Source organism: Pseudomonas sp. FG86, assembly GCF_057808775.1.
The window spans coordinates 24,319-44,420 of the sequence record NZ_JBMDIS010000046.1 but is presented as its reverse complement, the minus strand read 5'-3'; the positions used below and the strand labels follow the sequence as shown (position 1 = coordinate 44,420).

The window sequence follows — 20,102 nt, the reverse complement described above, 5'->3', positions numbered from 1 at the left end:
TTAGGGCTCAGGAAAGGCTCGCGGCCCGTTGTCGGTAGGCATCAGCCATCGCCCGAATCTGCGGGTCATTCGCCGCCGCCAGCGCCTTGTGCGCCACTCGCAAAAACTTCAGGTTCCCGCCGGCCAGCGCCTTGCGCAACCACTCCAGCGCCGCGTCGACCTGGCCCCTGTCGGCCAGCACCGCTGCATAACTGAACTGGCCACGAAAATCGCCGGCTTCGGCTGAGCGTCGATACCAGGCCAGGGCAGCATCCAGATCCCTCGGGCAATACTGCCCCTCTTCCAGATAGCGCCCCAGCAGGTTCATCGACTTGGCGTGGCCTTGCTCTGCCGCCTGGCGATAACACGCCAACGCATGGGGTTGATCCTCGGCAACACCGCGCCCGGTGGCCAGCAGATTGGCGTAGTTGTACAACCCCCAATCCAACCCGGCGTCTGCCGCCAGCCGGTATTCACGGGCCGCTGCCGCTTCGTCCACGGCGCTCCCCCAGCCATGCTCCCGGCAACGTCCCAGCATATTGCGCGCCATCCGGTGCCCGCCCTGGGCCGCGATCTGGAACCAACGCAGTGCCAGCGCTTCATCGCGCTCGATACCACGGCCCTCCAGCAGGATTTGCCCGAGTAAAGCCTGGGCGTCGACCACACCCTCCTTGGCCGCGATCAGGATCGCCTGGGCTGCTCGAACGGGAGAGTCATCGAGCATGGATTGCAATTGCTCGACGTTGAGCACTTCTTCACGCCGCAATAAAAACCCCATGCTCAGACCTCGACCCAGCGGCGCAACAGGTTGTGGTAAGTGCCGGTGAGCTGGATCAACGCTGGGTGGTCGGGGACAGCGGCGGTCAGTTGCTGGATCGCGTCATCCATTTCGAACAGCAAGGTGCGCTGGCTGTCTTCGCGCACCAGGCTTTGGGTCCAGAAGAACGAGGCGTAGCGTGCGCCGCGGGTTACCGCGTTGACTTTGTGCAGGCTGGAGCCGGGGTACAGCACCATGTCGCCGGCCGGCAACTTGACCCGTTGCAGGCCGAAAGTGTCCTGGATCTCCAATTCGCCGCCGTCGTAGTCCTCCGGGTCGCTGAAGAACAGCGTCGACGACAGGTCGGTGCGTACCCGCTCATGGCTGCCCTTGGGCTGGCGCACGGCGTTGTCGATATGAAAGTCGAAACTGCCTCCTGCGGTGTAGCAGTTAAGCAACGGCGGGAAGACCTTGTGCGGTAACGCTGCCGACATAAACAGCGGGTTTTGCCACAAGCGCTCGAGCATCGCCGCACCGATTTCCTTGGCCAACGGGTGGCCTTCGGGCAATTGCAGGTTGTGCTTGGCTTTGGCGGACTGGTGCCCGGCGGTGATTTTGCCGTCGGCCCAATCGGCGGTTTCCAGGGCTTGGCGGATGCGCTGCACTTCCTCACGAGAGAACAGGCCGGGAATGTGCAGCAGCATGGGACGATACCTGGGAACGAAGAGGCGCCAATGGTATTGATTCTTATCCTCTCTGTAAAACGCACAGACGGATGAGCGTGTAAAAACCGTAAGCCAAAAGTGTAAAGAATGTAAATTCAGTACAAATAGCAATGTATCTCAATTGATATAAAATCTTGTTACACCTATATTTCGCGACCTCACATCCTTGGGGAAAGGACACGTCATGTCGCGCACCACTCTAAAAACACCTGCCAGTTCACCACGCCTGCTGGCTTCGGCCATCGGCGTCGCCCTCGGTGCCAGCTCCGTCGCCCACCTGGCGCAAGCGGCCGAAGACACCGGGCAGAAAGGCCAGCGCAACAGCATCTCCCTGGGGGCTACCAGCATCACCGGCGAAGAACAGGACAACACCTCCTACCAGGTCGAAAAAGCCTCTTCGCAAAAGTACACCGCGCCGCTGGTGGATACGCCGCGCTCAGTCACCGTGGTGCCGCAACAGGTACTCAAGGACACCGCCGCCACCTCGTTGCAGGACGCCTTGCGCACAGTACCGGGCATTACATTCGGCGCCGGCGAAGGTGGCAACCCACAGGGGGATCGCCCGTTCATCCGTGGTTTTGACGCCCAGGGCGACACCTACCTGGACGGCGTACGCGACACCGGCGGCCAGAGCCGTGAGATCTTCGACATTGAATCCATTGAAGTCAGCAAGGGCCCGAATTCCTCGTTCGGCGGGCGCGGCTCGGCCGGTGGCAGCCTCAACCTGGTGAGCAAGACGCCACAAGCGCGGGACTTCACCAATGGTGGCTTCACCTATGGTTCCGACCAGACGCGCCGCTATGTGCTCGACGTCAACCGTCAGTTCCTCGACACCGCCGCGTTCCGCCTGAACCTGATGAGCCACGAACAAAACGTGGCCGGTCGCGACGCCGTGAACTACGACCGCTGGGGCGTGGCGCCCTCGCTGACTTTCGGTCTGGGTACGCCGACCCGCGTCAACGTCAGCTACTACCACATGGAAAGCGACGACCTGCCGGACTCGGGAATCCCCTACGGCTACGGCTCCTCGACCGCCACCGCTCACGTGCATGACAAACCCAACGACGGTGGCGACAGCAATAACTTCTATGGCCTCAAGAGTCGCGACTTCCGCAAGACCCGCGCTGACATCAGCACGTTTTCCTTCGAGCACGACTTGAACGACACCATGACGCTGAAAAACACCCTGCGCCATGGCAGCACCGGCCAGGACTACGTGCTCACGCAACCGGACGACAGCAAACTCAACGTCAACAAGTACGGCACCGTGTGGCGCCGCGCCAACACCCGTGTCTCAACCACCACCACGACCACCAACCAGACCGATCTGTTCGGCAGCTTCCAGGCGCTGGGCTTCAAGAACACTTACTCCACCGGCCTGGAGTTCACCGGCGAAGAAACCCGCGTCAGCGGCTACACGGTCAGCCCCAACGCCAACCCGACGTGCACCGTGGTCAAGGGCAGCCTGGGCGGCCAATGTACGTCGCTGAGCAACCCAACCCCGGATGATGCCTGGACCGGCAGCGTCGCACGCAACTACAACGGCACCAACACCAAGGCCACCAGCCGTGCCGCCTATGTGTTCGACACCATCGAACTTGACCCGCAATGGCTGCTGAACGTCGGCCTGCGCTACGACACCTTCGACACCGAAGCCAACACCAATGCCACCACCGGCCGCACCAAGATCAAGGACGACAGCCAGTTCTTCAACTGGCAGGCCGGCCTGGTCTGGAAGCCGATGGAGAACGGCAGTATCTATGCGTCCTATGCCACCTCGGCAACGCCAGCCGGTGGTTTGGTGGGTGAAGGTGCCGACGGCAACCCACTGTCTGCGGGCGCCGCCACCAGCGACCTGCAACCGGAAGAGACCGTCAACTACGAGCTGGGCACCAAGTGGGACCTGTTCCACGATCGTCTGTCACTGACCGCTGCGGTGTTCCGCACCGAGAAGAAAAACACCCGCATCCTGGTCGACGCCCTGACTTACCAGAACGCCGGCGAATCCCGCGTCGACGGCCTGGAATTGTCCGCCAGCGGCAAGCTCACCGAACAATGGCAAGTGTTCGCTGGCTACAGCTACCTCGACAGCGAACTGGTCAGCGCCGGCCTCAATGGACGTAACGGCGTCGTCAGTACGGGCTCGAACAAAGGCAACCAGATGCCGAACACGCCGAAGAACACCTTCAGCCTGTGGACCACCTACGACATCACCTCGAAACTGACCATCGGCGGCGGCGCGTTCTACGTCGATGATGTCTACGGCGATGCAGGCAACACAGTCTACGTGCCGTCCTATACCCGCTTCGACGCCATGGCCAGCTACAAGCTGACCAAGAACGTCGACCTGCAACTGAACGTGCAAAACCTGACTGACAAGACCTACTACGACAAGGCGTTCTCGACCCACTTCGCCAACCAGGCAGCCGGCCGTACGGCATTGTTGACCACCAGCTTCCACTTCTAAGGCGGCCAACCGCTCGCCCAAGCCCCACGCATCGGATGCGCGGGGCTTTTTGCGTGTAAAAAAGAATGTTTCTCGAACAGCCACGGCATAATGCGCGCCGTGCCCTACATATCCAGATAGACGAGGCGGTCCGACGTGTTGAAGAAAACCCTGTTCCAGTTGCACTGGTTCTTCGGCATCACTGCCGGTCTGGTGCTGGCCTTGATGGGGATCACCGGGGCTGCGGTCTCGTTTCAGGATGAAATCCTGCGCGCGCTCAACCCCAGCGTATTGTTCGTGCAAAAGCGCGAAGCCGGCGTGCTGCCACCCGCCGAACTGGTGCGCAAGCTCGAAGCCACCGAAGGCAAGACCGTTTCGATGCTGTGGGTGGAAAGTGACAGCGGCAACGCCGCGCGCGTGTCCTTCACCCCGCCACCCGGCGAACGCCGTGGCCAGATGCGCTACTTCGACCCCTACACCGGCGACTATATGGGCGATGCCGTCGGCCAGGACGTGTTCGGTTTTATCCTGCAGTTGCACCGTTTCCTCGCCATGGGCGAAACCGGCCGCCAAATCACCGGGGCCTGCACCCTGATCCTGCTGTTCTTCTGCCTGTCCGGCCTGTACCTGCGCTGGCCGCGCCAAGTGGCGAGCTGGCGCGCGTGGTTGACCCTGGACTGGCGCAAAAAAGGCCGCAGCTTCAACTGGGACCTGCACTCGGTATTCGGCACCTGGTGCCTGCTGTTTTACCTGTTGGCCGCGCTGACCGGGCTGTACTGGTCCTACGACTGGTACAACCAAGGCGTGACCAAACTGTTGTCCGACGCCCCGCAGAACGAGCGGATGCGCAAGCGTGGTCCACCCCCTCAGGGGCCGACGCCGGTCGCCAACTATGACGCGATGTGGAGCAGCATCTACAGCAACGCCGGCCCCGGCTTGAGCGCCTACAACATCCGCATGCCGGCGGTCGCCGGGCAACCGGCCATCGTGTATTACCTGCTGGCAAACTCCCCCCATGATCGCGCGCTCAACCAGCTCAACCTGGACCCGGCCACCGGCGAGGTCAAATCCCATGACCGCTACGCCAGCAAGCGCCTCAAGTCGCAGTTGCTGACCAGTGTCTATGCGCTGCACACCGGCAGTTACTTCGGCCTGGTCGGACGGATTGTCCTCACCGTCAGTTCGCTGCTCATGCCGCTGTTCTTTATCACCGGCTGGCTGTTGTACCTCGACCGTCGTCGCAAAAAACGCCAGGTGCGTGATGCGCGCAACGGCCTGGCAGCCAACCCCAGCGATGCAGCGGCCTGGCTGATCGGCTTTGCCAGCCAGAGCGGCTTTGCCGAGCAATTGGCCTGGCAGACCGCCGGACAATTGCAGGCCGCGGGGCTGCCAGTGAAGGTGCAGTCCCTGGGCAGCGTAAGCCCCGAAGACCTGCGCCAGTCGGCACATGCGCTGTTTGTGGTGAGCACCTTCGGCGACGGCGAAGCCCCGGACAGCGCGCGGGTTTTCGAACGCAGCGTGCTGGGCCAGAACCTGCCCCTCAAAGGCTTGAACTACTCGGTATTGGCCCTGGGTGATCGCCAGTACGAACACTTCTGCGGCTTTGCCCGGCGCCTGCATTTCTGGCTGACCCACCAGGGCGGCACCCCGTTGTTCGCCCCGGTGGAAGTCGACAGCGGCGACAGCGCTGCGCTGCTGCACTGGCAACAACAGCTGGGGCAGTTAACCGGCCACGCACCGACGGCAGCCTGGCCGACCGCCCAGTATGAAAACTGGACCTTGAGCCAACGTACCCTGCTCAACCGTGGCAGTGCCGGTTCGGCCGTCTACCGGCTCGGCCTCACCAGCCCGTCGCCCCAGTCCTGGGAAGCCGGCGACTTGGTCGAAATCCTTCCACGCAATGGCCCGCAGGCCATCGAACGCTTCCTGGGGGGCCTGGGCCTGGCTGGCAGCGATGGAGTCCTGCTCGACGGCCTGCCGCACACCCTCGACCAGGCCCTGGCAACCCGCCAACTGCCGGACAACCGCACGCACCTGGTCGGCCTGCACGCCCAGGCCCTGGTGGACGCGTTGGTGCCGCTGGGCATGCGCGAATACTCCATCGCCTCGATTGCCAGCGACGGCGTACTCGAACTGATCGTACGCCAGGAGCGCCACCCGGACGGCAGCCTGGGCCTGGGCTCCGGCTGGCTCACCGAACATGCCGCCATTGGCACCGCGATCAGCCTGCGCCTGCGCCGCAACAGCGGCTTCCACCTGCCGCAGGTGCCGGTACCGTTGATCCTGCTCGGCAACGGCACCGGCCTGGCCGGTCTGCGCAGCTTGCTCAAGGCGAATATTGCCAACGGCCAACAGCGCAACTGGCTATTGTTCGGCGAGCGCAATATCGCCCACGACTACCTGTGCCAGGACGAGCTGCAAGGCTGGCTGGCCAGTGGTGACCTGGCCCTGCTGGACCTGGCGTTTTCCCGGGATCAGGAGGAGAAGATCTACGTGCAGGATCGCCTGCGCGAATCGGCAGACGTGTTGCGGCGATGGCTGGCGGACGGTGCGGCGATTTATGTGTGTGGAAGCTTGCAGGGGATGGCGACCGGGGTGGATCAAGTACTGCATGAGGTGCTGGGCAGCGAGGTGGTGGAGCGCCTGATCGAACAGGGCCGCTATCGTCGCGACGTGTACTGAGATCCTCTAGCCACTGAAGAACCTATGTGGGAGGGGGCTTGCCCCGATAGCGGTGTATCAGTCAATTCATGGGTTACTGACCCACCGCTATCGGGGGCAAGCCCCCTCCCACAGTTTTTGACTGTATTCCAAGTCAGTTTTTGACTGTATTCCAAGTCAGACCGGTTGCAGCTTTTGCTCGAACACTGAAACCCCATCCAGATCGCGCAGCATCACCGTCAACTCTGCCGTCTGCCCATCAATCTGCACCTCGCCAAAAAACTGGAACCCGGCAAACGGCGAGGTGTTCTGCGCCGGTGGGGCCTTCTCGAACACCACCTCAGGCCCAAAGGTTTTATCCAGCGGATTCGGACCGAAGCTGCCCGCATTCAAAGGCCCGGCGACAAACTCCCAGAACGGCTCGAAATCCTGGAACGCCGCACGATCCGGGTGGTAATGGTGCGCCGCGCAGTAATGCACATCGGCCGTCAGCCACACGTGGTTGTGTACCTGTTGGGCACGTAGAAACCCCAACAATTCGGCAATCTCCAACTCTCGACCTTGCGCCGGGCCTGGGTCGCCGTTGGCGATGGCTTCCCAGCGCGGCACGCCGGGGCTGACTTCACCGTCGGGCACACCGAGGCCGATAGGCATGTCGGCGGCAATCACCTTCCACTGGGCCTGGGAAGCCTTGAGTTCGCGCTTGAGCCAGTCCAGTTGCTCACGGCCAAGGAAGGGTTTTTCGCCGCCCAGGTTGTCGTCGTTGGGGCCGCGATAACTGCGCATGTCGAGCACGAAGACATCCAACAAAGGGCCATAACTGAGCTTGCGGTAGATGCGCCCGCCACCGTCGGCGCTTTGTCGGCGCATCGGCGAATATTCCAGCCACGCCTGGCGCGCGCGGCCGACCAGGGTGTTGATGTCCTTGATCTGGTAACGCTCATCCAACTGCTTGCTCGGCGACCAGTTGTTCACCACCTCATGGTCGTCCCACTGCCAGATCTGCGGCACCTCGGCGTTGAAGCGCCGCACGTTTTCATCCAGCAGGTTGTAACGGTAGTTACCACGATAGTCGTCGAGGCTTTCAGCAACTTTGCTCTTGGCTTCGGTGGTGATGTTGCGCCAGATGCGCCCGCCCTCGGTGGTCAGTTGCGCAGGGACCGGGCCGTCGGCGTAGATGGTGTCGCCACTGTGGATAAAAAAGTCCGGCAAGCGCAGGCGCATGGCTTCGTAGATGCGCATGCCGCCAATGTCCGGATTGATCCCGAAGCCTTGGCCGACGGTGTCGCCGCTCCATACAAAACGAATATCGCGGCGCTGTTGCGGCACGCTGCGCAAGTGGCCGAACCACGGTTCGCTGGCGACGCCAGTCTGGGCATCTTCGAAGTGCACGCGGTAGAAAATCGCCTGGTCGGCGCGCAGGCCGGTGAGTTCGACACGCGCGGTAAAGTCGCTGCGGCTGTCGGCCAGCGGCGAGACGAATCGGCGCGGGTTACTGAACACACTGCGGGTGTCCCACTCCACCACCATCCGCGCCGGGCGGTCGCTGCGGCTCCAGATCATCGCGCGATCACCGAGCAGGTCGCCGGACTGCACACCATCGGTCAGTTGCGGACGGTCTTTGACCGACGCGATTACCGCCGGCGCCAGGCCAGGCAGCAACAGGCCGGCGCCGACGACTTGCATCACGCGGCGACGGCCAAGGTCGAAGTGGCTCATGCAGGTGCCCTCTTGAGTATCAAAAGGGCAAGTTGAACACGCGTGGATGAAGTGGATGTGACACCGCCCCACCCACATTGTCCATGGCGTCAGGCTTGGGCGGGCGCGGCCGTCAGTTCCACCGCTTCCGGACGTTTGATCAGTGCATACACCAGCCCGGTCAGCAGGCTACCGGCGACGATCGCCAGCAGATACAACAGCGCATGGTTCATCGCATTCGGGATGATCAACACAAACAACCCACCATGGGGCGCCGCCAGCTTGCAGCCAAAGTACATCGACAGCGCTCCCGTCAGGGCACCCCCAGCGATGCTGGAGGGGATCACCCGCAGTGGGTCCTTGGCGGCGAACGGGATCGCGCCTTCGGAGATAAAGCACAAGCCCAGAATCATCGCGGCCTTGCCCGCTTCACGCTCGGTCTGGGCGAACTTGCGCCGCGCCAGGAACGTGGCGATGCCCATGCCGATTGGCGGCACCATACCCGCCGCCATGGTCGCAGCCATCGGTGCGCCGCTCGATGCCGCCAGCAAGCCGACGGAGAACGCGTACGCGGCCTTGTTGATCGGCCCGCCGAGGTCGACACACATCATGCCGCCCAACAGAATGCCCAGCAGCACCGCGTTGGTGGTGCCCATGGTGCTGAGAAAATCCGTCAGCCCCGTGAGCAGACGCGCCACGGGTGGGCCGACCAGGTAAATCATCGCCAGGCCGGTGAACAAACTCGCCAGCAACGGGATGATCAGGATCGGCTTGAGTGCCTCCAGGCTCTGCGGCAAACGTATCGCGCGGGTGATCAGCTTGACGCAGTAGCCGGCGAGGAAACCGGCGAGAATCCCGCCGATAAACCCGGCGCCCAGCGTACCGGCCAGCAGCCCGCCGATCATGCCGGGGGCCAGGCCCGGACGGTCGGCGATGGAGTAGGCGATATAGCCCGCCAGCAGCGGCACCATCAGCATAAAGGCCTGGTCGCCAACGGTCTTGAGGGCCGCTGCCAGGGTGCCTTTTTCTTCGAAGGCATGGATGCCGAACACAAATGACAAGGCGATCAACAAGCCGCCCGCCACCACCATCGGCAACATGAACGACACACCGGTCAACAGGTGTTTGTACACCCCGGTTTTTTCCGACTTGGCTACCGCACCGCTGGCCGCGCTTTCCACGGCGCCTTCGGCGAGGGCCTTATTAAGAGTCGCCTCGGCCTGCTTGAGGGCGATGCCGGTGCCGCAGCGGTAGATCTTCTTGCCGGCAAATCGCTCGGTGGCGACTTCAATATCCGCCGCCAGCAGCACCACGTCAGCGTCGACAATCGCCTGCGGGCTCAGCGGTGTGCGCGCGCCGACCGATCCCTGGGTTTCCACCTGCAAGTCATAACCCAGGCGCTTGGCCGCCTGCTGCAAGGCTTCGGCGGCCATGAAGGTGTGCGCGACACCGGTGGGGCAGGCGGTAATCGCGACGATACGCGGGGCCTGCTTCGTCGCCACCGGGGCTTGGCTGACGACATACTCCCGGGCTTCTTCTGCGCCACGGCGCAGTACCGCGTCAACGTCCTGCAACGCCTGCGCCGGGGTGCTCTGGAACACGCGCTTGCCGACAAACCGCTGCATGTCCACCGGGGTGCTGCTGACCAGCAAGACCCATTCGGCGTCGTCGATGATCGCCTGGGACAACTGCCGTTCCGGGCGCTGCACGTCGACCACTTCGACGCTGGTGCTCCACCCCTGGCGCTGCGCGGCAGCGTCCAGCAAGCGCGCGCACAGCACACTGGTGACCATACCGTTCGGGCAGGCGGTAACAATGGCTAACTTCATCACAAACCCTCTTATTGTTCTGTCAGCGGGCGCACATGGACGCCGCTTTCGAGGCGCGCCAACTGCGCGTCATCGCTGATGCCAAAGCCGATCTGCGTCACCGCCATGGCGGCAATCGCCGTGGCGCGGCGCAAGGTGGTTTCGGGTACATCGAAGCTGAGCAAACCGTGGAGCATGCCGGCCAGCAACGAATCCCCCGCGCCTACGGTGCTGGCGACGCGGACCTTGGGCGGCGTGGCCTGCAGCGCCGTGCCCGGGCTGAACCAGTTCACGCCGTCGGCACCGTGGGATACCACCACATGCTCAACGCCCCGCGCGTGCAGATGCTCAGCCGCGTCGGCTTGTTGCGCGACGGAATCCGTGGGGCAATCCAGGGCGTCAGCCAATTCTTCGGTGTTGGGTTTGATCAGCCATGGGCCAGCGTTCAACCCGGCGCGCAACGCGGCGCCGCTGGTGTCCAGAGCGACCTTCAAACCGAGGCCTTTCAACTGCACCAACAGGCCTTCGAACCACTGCGGGCTGACGCCACGCGGCAAACTGCCGGCGACCACCACCGCATCGTGCCCGGGGGCGATCAGCATGAGTTGGTTGAGCAACGCTTGCTGCGCCTGCTCGCTGACCAGCGGGCCCGGCGCATTGATGTCGGTGACGCGGCCATCCTGCTCGGCAATCTTGATGTTGCTGCGGGTTTCACCCGGCACGCGGATAAACGCATCGACAAAACCACGGCGAGCGATCAGCGCCTCGAACGCTTGGGGGTTGTCTTCCCCCAGAAAACCACCGACCGTCACTTGATGGCCCAGGTCAGCCAACACCTGGGCCACGTTCACGCCCTTGCCGGCCGCGTGGGTCTGCAGGGGTTCGCTGCGGTTGACTTCACCGGGCTCCAGGCGCGCCAAGCACACCGTAAGGTCCAACGCCGGGTTCAGCGTCAGGGTCAGAATCCTTGCCATCTACACGGCCTCCACAAGGGCTCGCACTTCGGCGGGCGAGCCCACCGCAAGTGCTTTTTGCGCCAGGCCCTGGGCCTCGCTCAGACTGAATTCGCGCACGCGCGCCTTCACTTCGGGAATGCTGCGCGCCGACACACTCAACTCGTCCACGCCCAGGCCCACCAGCACCGGCACCGCCAGCGGATCGGCGGCCAGCTCGCCGCACACACCGACCCATTTGCCATGGGCATGGGCCGCGCGCACGGTGATATCGATCAGTTGCAACACGGCCGGGTGCAAGCCATCGGCCTGGGCCGACAGCGTTGGGTGGCCGCGGTCGATGGCCAGGGTGTATTGGGTCAGGTCGTTGGTGCCAACGCTGAAGAAATCCACTTCCTTGGCCAGCACCGGTGCGAGCAACGCAGCCGACGGCACCTCGATCATGATCCCCAGTTGCAGATCGGCCACCGGGATTTCCAGGCGCAGGCGCTCGGTCATGTCCCGTGCTGCGCGCCACTCATCCACGCTGCCCACCATAGGGAACATGATGCGCAGCGGCCGGTTATCCGCCGAGCGCAGCAGCGCGCGCAATTGCGCCTCCATGATCTGCGGGCGTTGCAAGGTGAGGCGAATGCCGCGCACCCCGAGGAAGGGGTTTTCTTCCTCGGCGATCGGCCAATACGGCAACGGTTTATCGCCCCCCACATCGAGGGTGCGCACCACCAGCGGGCGACCGTCGAGGCCGTCGAGCACACGCCGGTATTCAGCTTCCTGGGTGGCTTCGTCCGGCGCTTGCGGGTGGGCCATGAAAATCAGTTCGGTGCGCAGCAAGCCAATGCCTTCGGCGCCCTGCTCCACCGCACTCGCTACGCCGGCGCTTTCGCCGATGTTGGCGAACACTTCCACGGCGTGGCCGTCGCGGGTCACCGCAGGTTCGTGGCGCTGCGCCGAGGCGGCTTGCAGGCGTTGCTCGCGGGTGTCGCGTTCAACGGTGGCGCGTTGCAGGGTGGCAGTGTCCGGGGTGACATGCAGGCGGCCTCGCTGGCCATCGAGCAATAACAGGGTGCCGGCGGCCAGCAGCAACACGCCCGGGCCGGCGCCCACCAACGCGGGGATGCCAAGGGCACGGGCGACGATGGCACTGTGGGCCGTCGCCCCGCCACGGGCAGTGAGGATACCCGCGACCCGCGCCGGGTCGAGCCGCGCCACATCCGACGGGCCGACCTCGTCCATCACCAGGATGTAGGGGTCGTGCGGCTCCTGGGCCGTTTCAATACCGCACAGTTGTGCCAGCACGCGGCGACCAATGTCGCGCAGGTCAGCGGCGCGCTCGGCCAGCAAGGCGTCCTGCAACGCCTCCTGCTGCTTGGCGGCGGCTTCGATCACGCTCATCCAGGCCGCCTCGGCGCTTTCGCCCTGCTTGAGGCGGGTGTCGACTTCATCGGTCAGTTCCGGGTCGTCGAGCATTTCCTGGTGGGTGATGAAAATCTCGCGGATCGCCTTGGCCTGGCTGCGTTCGATCAAGCCCTGGATATCGCGACGCACGTCGTTGAGTGCGGCCTGCAAGCGCTGGCGCTCAATGGCCGAAGACTCACCCCGCAGCGGGTAGTCGAAGGGTTGCAGCACCTGGATATGCGCCGGGCCGATGGCGATGCCGGGGGCGGCGGCGATGGCCTGGAGCTGGCTGCCGGCCAACGGCGCGCTGACCAGCGGTTCGATATCGAGGATTTCAACCTGGGCCACCACGGTCGGCAATGGCTCGACGTCTTCGCCAAGCCCTTCCTCCACCGCCGCCAACAACGCAGGCAGCGCATCGCCGGCGATGGTAGGTTCCGCGACAAACTCCAGTACCTGACCACGCCGTGCACCGAGGCTGAGCAGCTTACTCAAGCTTTTTACCGACACCGCGCCCACCGGGCCATCGACGATACGCACACGGATATCGCCCTCGAAGCTTTTCGCCAATTGCGCGAGGATCTTCGCCGGCCGCGCGTGCAGCCCATGGGCATTAGCCAGGGTGATGCGCACACTGGGCCAGTCGGGCGGCAGTTCGCCGCCGAGCACTTCGAGTACCGCACGGCTGCTGGTGGCGCGCCCCAGTTCCTGGCCGCGACCTTCGATCAACAACGCGCACAGGCGCTCCAGCAAAGCCTGGTGCGCTTCACCGAGGCTGGCCAGGCAGAACAGACCATTCAACGGCTGGCCGAGGTAACGCATGGGTTTATCCGGCGTGACAAACGCCAGGCCAGGGCGCTTGACCGTTTGCTCGCTGTGCAGCCACCACAGGCCATCGCCCAGGGGCAACGCATCGACTTGCTGCAACACCGCGGCAAAGCCATTGCTGACGCAGTCGGCCTGGCGCAGCAGACGAGCACCGCGCCATACCAGTTCTTCAAAATCGTCGGCCGACACGCCCAGGCTGATCATCTGTGCATCCAGCGCCAACTCCTGCGGCGCGCCTTGCAGCAACTTCAGCAAGGCCTCGGCGGAACCGGCACGACGCAGCGCCTGGCCCAGGTCGGTTTCACCGAGGGCGCGGGTCAGCAGTTGCAGCAAGCGCAGGTGTTCATCGGATTTGGCGGCAATGCCAATCGCCAGGTAAACGATCTGGCCGTCGCCCCAATCCACCCCTTCGGGGAACTGCAGCAGGCGCACGCCGGTGGAAAATACCTGGTCGCGGGTTTCGGGAGTCCCGTGGGGGATGGCGATCCCTTGGCCGAGAAAGGTCGAACCTTGGGCTTCACGGGCTTGCAAGCCGCTGAGATAACCCTCGGCGACCAGGCCATCGGCCACCAACTGGTCAGCGAGCAGGTGCAAGGCAGCAGATTTATCCACAGCCACCTGGCCCATGGATATCTGCTCGTGAGTGAGCTCAAGCATGCCGTTCTCCTAGTTAGTGCGGCGGGCGCACTAGGTATTGTTTTGAATAAATCAGTATAAAGTTGATCATGAATAAGCGACTGAGCAGTCAATTGGCAGTAGCCACTCAGTAGCGAACATCGCAAAAATACGCCTGCTGAAACGTTTAATCTAGAATTTATGGCAGATTACGCGTTAATTGCGCATCCTTGAAGAACCACTCGGCACTTGAGCTGAGACATTAGTCGTGTGCAGTAATCGGTTACGATTGGACAAAATGTCGGGGCCAGCTCTAAAAAACAAGGAAATCCCGGTTTGAAACTCAGTGATATCGCACGTCTGGCCGGTGTGTCCGTAACCACCGCCAGTTATGTCATCAACGGCAAAGCCGAACAGCAACGCATCAGCAGCGCGACCGTCGAGCGCGTGCGTGCGGTGGTCGAAGCCCATGGCTTTACGCCCAACCCCCAGGCAGCCGGGCTGCGCAGCCGGCATACCCGCACGCTGGGTTTTATCCTGCCGGACCTGGAAAACCCCAGTTACGCACGGATCGCCAAGCTATTGGAACAAGGCGCCCGCGCGCGTGGTTATCAATTGCTGATCGCCAGCTCCGACGACAATGCCGACAGCGAACGCCAACTGCTGCAACTGTTCCGCGCCCGACGCTGCGATGCGCTGTTTGTCGCCAGTTGCCTGCCGGCCAGCGACGACAGCTATCGCGAGTTACAAACCAAGGGTTTGCCGGTGATTGCCATCGACCGGGTGATGAACGCCGAACAGTTCTGCTCGGTGGTCAGCGACGACCGCCAGGCCTGCCAGCAACTGACCAGCAGCCTGCTGCAACCGGTGCCCAAGCAGATCGCACTGATCGGTGCGCGGCCTGAGTTGAGCATCAGCCAGGAGCGCGCCGCCGGTTTCCGTGAAGCACTGCAAGGTTTTACCGGCGAAGTGATCGTCGAACAGGGCGAGGCCTTCAGCCGCGATTGTGGCCGCCAACTGATGGAGCAACTTCTCCATCAACTGGGGCATTTGCCTGACGCGCTGGTGACCACCTCTTACGTGCTGCTGCAAGGGGTGTTCGACGCGCTGCATGATTTCCCGCTCAGGTCTCGCCCGCTACGCCTGGGGACCTTTGGTGATACGCAGTTGCTGGACTTCCTGCCGTTGCCGGTCAATGCCATGGCCCAGCAACATCAGTTGATCGCCGACACGGCGTTGCGCCTGGCCCTGGCCGCCATCGAAGAAGAGCAGTACCAACCCGGCGTGCATGCCATCGGCCGGACCTTCAAGCGGCGTATTCACGAGGCTTGAGCGTGGAGCTGATTGACACCCACACCCACCTCGACTTTCCGGACTTCGACAGCGATCGCCGGGAAGTCCTCGCCCACAGCCGCCAACTCGGCGTGCAGCGCATGGTGGTACTGGGGGTGTATCAGCAGAATTGGCAGCGGTTGTGGGACCTGGTGCAAGGCGATGAAGGCTTGTTCGCCGCCTTCGGCCTGCACCCGGTGTACCTCGATGACCATCGCCCCGCCGACCTGACGGAGCTGGGCGATTGGCTGACCCGCCTGCACGGCCATCGACAACTGTGCGCCGTCGGCGAGATCGGCCTGGATTACTTCCTCGAACAACTGGACCGCACACGCCAGCAACACCTGTTTGAAGCCCAACTGAAACTGGCCGTCGATTTCCAACTGCCGGCGCTGTTGCACGTACGCCGCAGCCATGCCGCCGTGATTGCCACCCTCAAGCGTATCCGCCTGCCACGGGGCGGCATCATCCACGCCTTTGCCGGTAGCCGGGAAGAAGCGCGCGAATACATCAAGCTGGGTTTCAAGCTGGGCCTGGGCGGTGCCGCCACCTGGCCCCAGGCCCTGCGCATGCATAAGGTGCTCGCCCAACTGCCCCTGGACGCGGTGGTGCTGGAAACCGATTCGCCGGACATGGCCCCCGCCATGTACCCCGGCCAGCGTAACAGCCCGCAACACTTGCCCGATATCTGCACCGCGCTGGCCGAACGCATGGGCCTCAGCCCGCTATTGCTGGCTGAAGCGAGCACACGCAATGCGTGCGAGTTGTTCAATTGGTAGGGCGTTGACCGGCCTGACCACTTGCAGGTCCAAGGTCATCCGCTGCCGATGACGGGCGTAGCGTGCCACCAGGAAATGCACCAACAGCACCAGCAGTGAAATATTCAACTGCCCGATAACGCTGATCAGCCCGAGCCACTCTGCCACCAACGCCACGATCAGGGCCACGCAGGTGAACACCACCATGCTCAGTCGTACCAAGGCCCAATGGTCCAGTGCCCTGAACTGACGCAGTTGCCGGGTGCAGCACAACTGCAGAATCCTATGGCAGTACGGGCAATCGAAGGGTTCTTCAATGGCAATGGCATTCAACTGCCAAGGCTTGAGTTCGAAGGTGATGTCGCAATGGGCGCAGTGCCCTTTGATGCCTATGGCAGCGGTCATCGTCTTGCCTCCCTTGGACTGTGATTATTGGCTGAAACAAATTCTCACCCATTCTCGGCAGCAAAGACGAAGTACAAGAAAATCAAGACAAGTACCACTCCAGCAAAAGAAACATCCTACTCAACAGTCTTACACGCGAAACGCGCCGATCAATTGCTTCAACTCAATCACCTGGCGCGACAACTGCCGGCTGGCCGCCTCGGCCTGATGGGCACCCTGGGCGGCATGTTCACCTGCACGATTGATTTCGACGATGTTCTGGTCGATATCGTGGGCGACGGCGGTTTGCTGCTCCACGGCCGCCGCAATCTGCTGGTTCTGATCGACGATCATGCCGACGGCACCCAGGATGTTTTCCAAGGCCTGCTGGACCTTTTCCGACTGCCCCACCGTGCCATTCGCCATGGCATGGCTGGTTCCCATAGCCTTGACCGCCGCGTCGACACCACTGTGCAAGCGGCTGATCATCTGCTCGATTTCCTCGGTGGAATGCTGGGTCCGCCGCGCGAGGGTACGTACTTCATCGGCCACCACCGCAAAACCGCGCCCCTGCTCTCCGGCGCGAGCGGCTTCAATCGCGGCGTTCAGCGCCAGTAGATTGGTTTGCTCGGCAATGCTCTTGATCACTTCCAGCACGCTGCTGATCGATTGGCTATCGGTCGCCAACTGGTTGATCACCCGTACCGACTCATCAATGTCCAAGGCCAGGCGCGCGATGCTGCCTTGCTGGGATTGCACCAGGCCACGACCGCTGACGGTTTCATCGTTGACGCTATGGGCGCTGCTGACCGCCGCCGCCGCATTGCGCGCCACTTCCTGGGCCGTGGAGGACATCTGGTTCATGGCGGTCGCCACTTGCTCGATCTGGCTGCGCTGGCCGGACACCGCCTGGTTGCTGCGGACTGAGACCGCCTCCACTTGGCTGGCTTGCAACTCGACCTGGCCGACGGTGTGGCCGACGCGCTCGATCAGGTCGTGGATCTTGGCCACGGTGCCATTGAACACCTCGCCCAGTTCCCCCAGCTCGTCGCGACTATGAGCGACGAACGTGACCGTCATGTCGCCCGCCGCCACCTTGTCCATCATCACCCCCAGGCGTCGCAGGGTGGTGCGGGTGGAGGCATAGAAGCCAGCGTACAAATAGAAGATCAGCAAAAACACCGCCGCCAGGGCACACACCAGCACCACCATGTGCGTACGGTACTGCGCCAGGCGCTGCTCCAACTGGTGCCCGAGAAACGCCAGCGTGGCTTCATCGAGCTGATAGGTCTGGGCCATCAGTTGGCTGACGTTGTCGTAGAAACCCTGCCACGGTGCGTCGAGGGTTTCAGCCATCACCACCTGCTCTTCGAAGACCTCGCTGGCTTGCTTGAGGCTGGCATTGCTGGCCTTGGCCAGGCTGTCGAGCGCAGCGTGGGCGGCCTGGCTGGAACCGAGGGCGTCCTGGAGTTTCAGGGCGTATTCGGCGTGGAGTTTTTCCAGTTGCTGCAGCAACTCGTCAAAGCGGGTGCTGGAGGACGAATTGAGGAACCCCTGGCCCAGGGAATAGGCGCCCATCGCCCGCCCCTCCCCAAGCGTCTGGGTGACCTGCGGGGTGATGCTGGTGATCAGCTCGCTGAGCTGGCGCAAATCGCTCTGGGGGTCGCGGCTCAAGCCGGCCTGGCTGGCGATGATCTGGCTGAGCATCTGCGCTTTGTTGAGCAACTTGCCGATCAGCGCGCTTTTACTCAGCAGGGAAGACTCCTGCTGCTGGGCCTTGAAGGCAGCGATCAATTCGTCGCGCTTGGCATCGAAGGCGGCAATTTGCTCAGGGTCGGTGGTCATGGCCGTGAGCCCCTGCACCCGTGCCAACACATGCTGCTCCAACGTGCTGATCTTGCCTTCAAGGTCGCCAGCCTTGCCGGACTGGCCCAGGGTTGCGTTGATTTGCACCTGGTTGTTGAGGGTTTCCAGGTCGCGGCGCAGGGCCAGGCTGCTGCCGAGCAGGTCGAGGCTTTGCAGTTCGATGCGGGTGCCCTGGAATTCACGCCACGAATCACGCACCAGGAAATAGTTGGTCGCCAGCATGGGCAGCAGGAACAGCACACTGATCAGGCTGAACTTCATGCCGAAGCTCAGGCGGTTCATCAGCGCGACGGCGGGATAGAGCAAGCTCTTCACGGGTGAACTCCCTTCCTATTATTTTTATTTGAGGCGCAGGGCGGCGGCAGAAAGCCACTATTTGGCGCTCCGTCTGTATAGCTCAAATCGAAAGGGAGTTTTGTAACTTAAGGTTAACGAGAACGGAGCCGGCGGGCCGGCTCCTCCCGGGTCAGGGCAGCACCGTCCAGATGGCGAACCCGGCATACCACAGCACCGCCGCACGCAGCAGCAGTTCCCACAGGCGATCCAGGCTGTTGATGCCATCAGCCCCCACCACCGGCGGCGGAATCTCAGCGGCCACCAGACCGACTTTTTCGACCAACTGCGCGGCGCTGATATCCCAGCTCAGCAATTCGTGAAGCATCACACGGCTGACCGCGACAAAGTTGCCCACCAGGGCAAAGCTGGCCGCCAGCAAGCGCACCGGTAACCAGTCGAAGGCATGGCGCAGTTGGCCGGCACGCTCGGCTACCAAGGGGTTCTGGCTGTGCCCACTGGCCAGTGCCAGCAGGCGATAAGCCAGGGCCGCGACAGGGCCCAGCAGGAAGTACCAGAAGATCACCGCGAAGAAACTCTGGTAGGCCTGCCATAGAAGATGGCCCTGAACCCGTTCCAGCAGTTGTTCCCCGCTGTCCGCTGCGATCTTCAGGTCTCGCTCGGCCACATGCTCGGCGGCCTGCAAGTCGCCCCGGCGCCACGCATCGCGAAACGGTCCGAGGCCGGCGAGCAGATCCCCCCGCCCCAGGCTGTAGATCACCACCAACAGGTGCACCGGCAACGCCAACAGGCCGTAGGCCACCGGCTCCAGTACCAGCAGCAGCAAGGCCAGCAAGGCCACCGGCAACAACACCAGCAGCGCCAGGATCAGCCACGGCTGCTTGCCCATGCGCGGGCTCGCCTCCAACTTGGCCAGCTCGCGTAACCAGCCGCCATCACGCTGCAACCGCTGGCGCAAGGCCGAGAATTTCTCGATCCACACGGCCAGCACCAATACCAGGAAACTCATTGTGCGTGTCCTCCATCCTGCAGGGCGCTACGAAAGCGTACCCAATCAAAAGCGGGGCCAGGGTCGGTCTTGCGCCCCGGCGCGATATCACTGTGGCCACAAATACGCTGACGGGTAATGTCGGGGTAAGCCACCAGCAGCTGGCGCGTCAGGTCGATCAGCGACGCATACTGCGCATCCGTGAACGGCAAGTCATCCGTACCTTCCAGTTCGATACCAAGGGAAAAGTCATTGCAGGTCTCACGCCCATCGAAGCACGAAACCCCGGCATGCCAGGCCCGGTCGAGGCACGATACAAACTGCGTCACCGTGCCGTCGCGCTCAATCAGAAAATGCGCAGACACCCGTAAGTCGGCAATCCCTTCAAAGTAGGGATGTTCCGTGACATCCAGGCGATTCTGGAAAAACGCCTGCACCTTGCCGGTCGCGAACTGCGCTGGCGGCAGGCTGATGTTATGCACCACCAACAGTGAGATTTCGCCGGTGGGGCGCTCGTTGAAGTTGGGCGAAGGGCAATGCGCAATGCCCTGGCACCAGCCGCTGGTGGGGTCCAACTGCATACAGGATCCTTGAACGTGACGAAGTGTGACCAGT

Annotated in this window: 13 protein-coding genes and 2 pseudogenes; 4 read left to right on the top strand and 11 right to left on the bottom strand. The window is 62.8% G+C overall.

Going from position 1 to position 20,102, the window contains the following annotated elements; all coding sequences use genetic code 11:
* Nucleotides 1–7 precede the first annotated feature (7 nt).
* Together ACODSV_RS24195 and ACODSV_RS24190 are read right to left on the bottom strand one after the other, a co-directional pair.
* Nucleotides 8–757, bottom strand: coding sequence for a tetratricopeptide repeat protein (locus ACODSV_RS24195; protein ID WP_150055876.1), 750 nt, complete (start codon nucleotides 755–757; stop codon nucleotides 8–10).
* Between the two features lie 2 nt (nucleotides 758–759).
* Entirely contained in the window at nucleotides 760–1,440 is a 681-nt protein-coding gene (locus ACODSV_RS24190) for a Fe2+-dependent dioxygenase (protein ID WP_150055875.1), read from the bottom strand.
* 205 nt (nucleotides 1,441–1,645) lie between these two features.
* On the opposite strand from ACODSV_RS24190, the gene ACODSV_RS24185 reads away from it, so the two are divergent.
* A complete protein-coding gene (locus tag ACODSV_RS24185; protein WP_150095258.1) occupies nucleotides 1,646–3,928 on the top strand; it encodes a TonB-dependent receptor in 2,283 nt (760 codons plus the stop codon).
* A gap of 135 nt (nucleotides 3,929–4,063) precedes the next feature.
* Nucleotides 4,064–6,589: a PepSY domain-containing protein gene (locus ACODSV_RS24180; protein ID WP_150055873.1), complete on the top strand. Its 2,526-nt coding sequence runs from the start codon at nucleotides 4,064–4,066 to the stop codon at nucleotides 6,587–6,589.
* A gap of 156 nt (nucleotides 6,590–6,745) precedes the next feature.
* Here ACODSV_RS24180 and ACODSV_RS24175 read toward each other — a convergent pair whose 3' ends face one another.
* The 4 genes from ACODSV_RS24175 to ptsP form a co-directional block, all read right to left on the bottom strand.
* The gene (locus tag ACODSV_RS24175) at nucleotides 6,746–8,287 is read right to left on the bottom strand and encodes an alkaline phosphatase D family protein (RefSeq protein WP_150055868.1); all 1,542 of its coding nucleotides are present in this window, start codon (nucleotides 8,285–8,287) and stop codon (nucleotides 6,746–6,748) included.
* An 89-nt stretch (nucleotides 8,288–8,376) separates the two neighbouring features.
* Nucleotides 8,377–10,095 carry a PTS fructose-like transporter subunit IIB gene (locus ACODSV_RS24170; RefSeq protein WP_150055867.1) on the bottom strand — a complete coding sequence of 573 codons (1,719 nt, stop codon included), beginning with the start codon at nucleotides 10,093–10,095 and terminating at the stop codon, nucleotides 8,377–8,379.
* 11 nt (nucleotides 10,096–10,106) lie between these two features.
* Nucleotides 10,107–11,048, bottom strand: coding sequence for a 1-phosphofructokinase (pfkB, locus tag ACODSV_RS24165; RefSeq protein WP_150055866.1), 942 nt, complete (start codon nucleotides 11,046–11,048; stop codon nucleotides 10,107–10,109).
* Nucleotides 11,049–13,907, bottom strand: coding sequence for a phosphoenolpyruvate--protein phosphotransferase (gene ptsP / locus ACODSV_RS24160; RefSeq protein WP_150095336.1), 2,859 nt, complete (start codon nucleotides 13,905–13,907; stop codon nucleotides 11,049–11,051).
* A 294-nt stretch (nucleotides 13,908–14,201) separates the two neighbouring features.
* On the opposite strand from ptsP, the gene cra reads away from it, so the two are divergent.
* Together cra and ACODSV_RS24150 are read left to right on the top strand one after the other, a co-directional pair.
* Nucleotides 14,202–15,197, top strand: a complete 996-nt coding sequence (cra, locus tag ACODSV_RS24155; RefSeq protein ID WP_024073395.1) for a catabolite repressor/activator — start codon at nucleotides 14,202–14,204, stop codon at nucleotides 15,195–15,197.
* 2 nt (nucleotides 15,198–15,199) lie between these two features.
* Complete coding sequence (locus ACODSV_RS24150; RefSeq protein ID WP_024073394.1) at nucleotides 15,200–15,976, top strand: TatD family hydrolase; 777 nt, start codon at nucleotides 15,200–15,202, stop codon at nucleotides 15,974–15,976.
* Here the strand turns inward: ACODSV_RS24150 and ACODSV_RS24145 are convergent.
* The 5 genes and pseudogenes from ACODSV_RS24145 to ampD form a co-directional block, all read right to left on the bottom strand.
* On the bottom strand, nucleotides 15,923–16,360 hold the full coding sequence (locus ACODSV_RS24145) for a hypothetical protein (RefSeq protein WP_024073393.1): 438 nt from the start codon (nucleotides 16,358–16,360) through the stop codon (nucleotides 15,923–15,925). The two genes, ACODSV_RS24150 and ACODSV_RS24145, sit on opposite strands and share 54 nt — an antisense overlap.
* Nucleotides 16,361–16,489: 129 nt before the next feature.
* A pseudogene (locus ACODSV_RS24140) lies at nucleotides 16,490–16,999 on the bottom strand (methyl-accepting chemotaxis protein); the annotation flags it as partial.
* A gap of 348 nt (nucleotides 17,000–17,347) precedes the next feature.
* Nucleotides 17,348–17,551, bottom strand: a pseudogene (locus ACODSV_RS24135) (HAMP domain-containing protein); the annotation flags it as partial.
* A gap of 1,120 nt (nucleotides 17,552–18,671) precedes the next feature.
* The gene (gene ampE, locus ACODSV_RS24130; RefSeq protein ID WP_150054128.1) at nucleotides 18,672–19,508 is read right to left on the bottom strand and encodes a regulatory signaling modulator protein AmpE; all 837 of its coding nucleotides are present in this window, start codon (nucleotides 19,506–19,508) and stop codon (nucleotides 18,672–18,674) included.
* Nucleotides 19,505–20,068 (bottom strand): 1,6-anhydro-N-acetylmuramyl-L-alanine amidase AmpD, encoded by a 564-nt coding sequence (gene ampD / locus ACODSV_RS24125; protein ID WP_024073390.1) that lies wholly within the window; start codon nucleotides 20,066–20,068, stop codon nucleotides 19,505–19,507. Before ampD ends, ampE begins: the two co-directional genes overlap by 4 nt.
* Nucleotides 20,069–20,102: the final 34 nt, after the last annotated feature.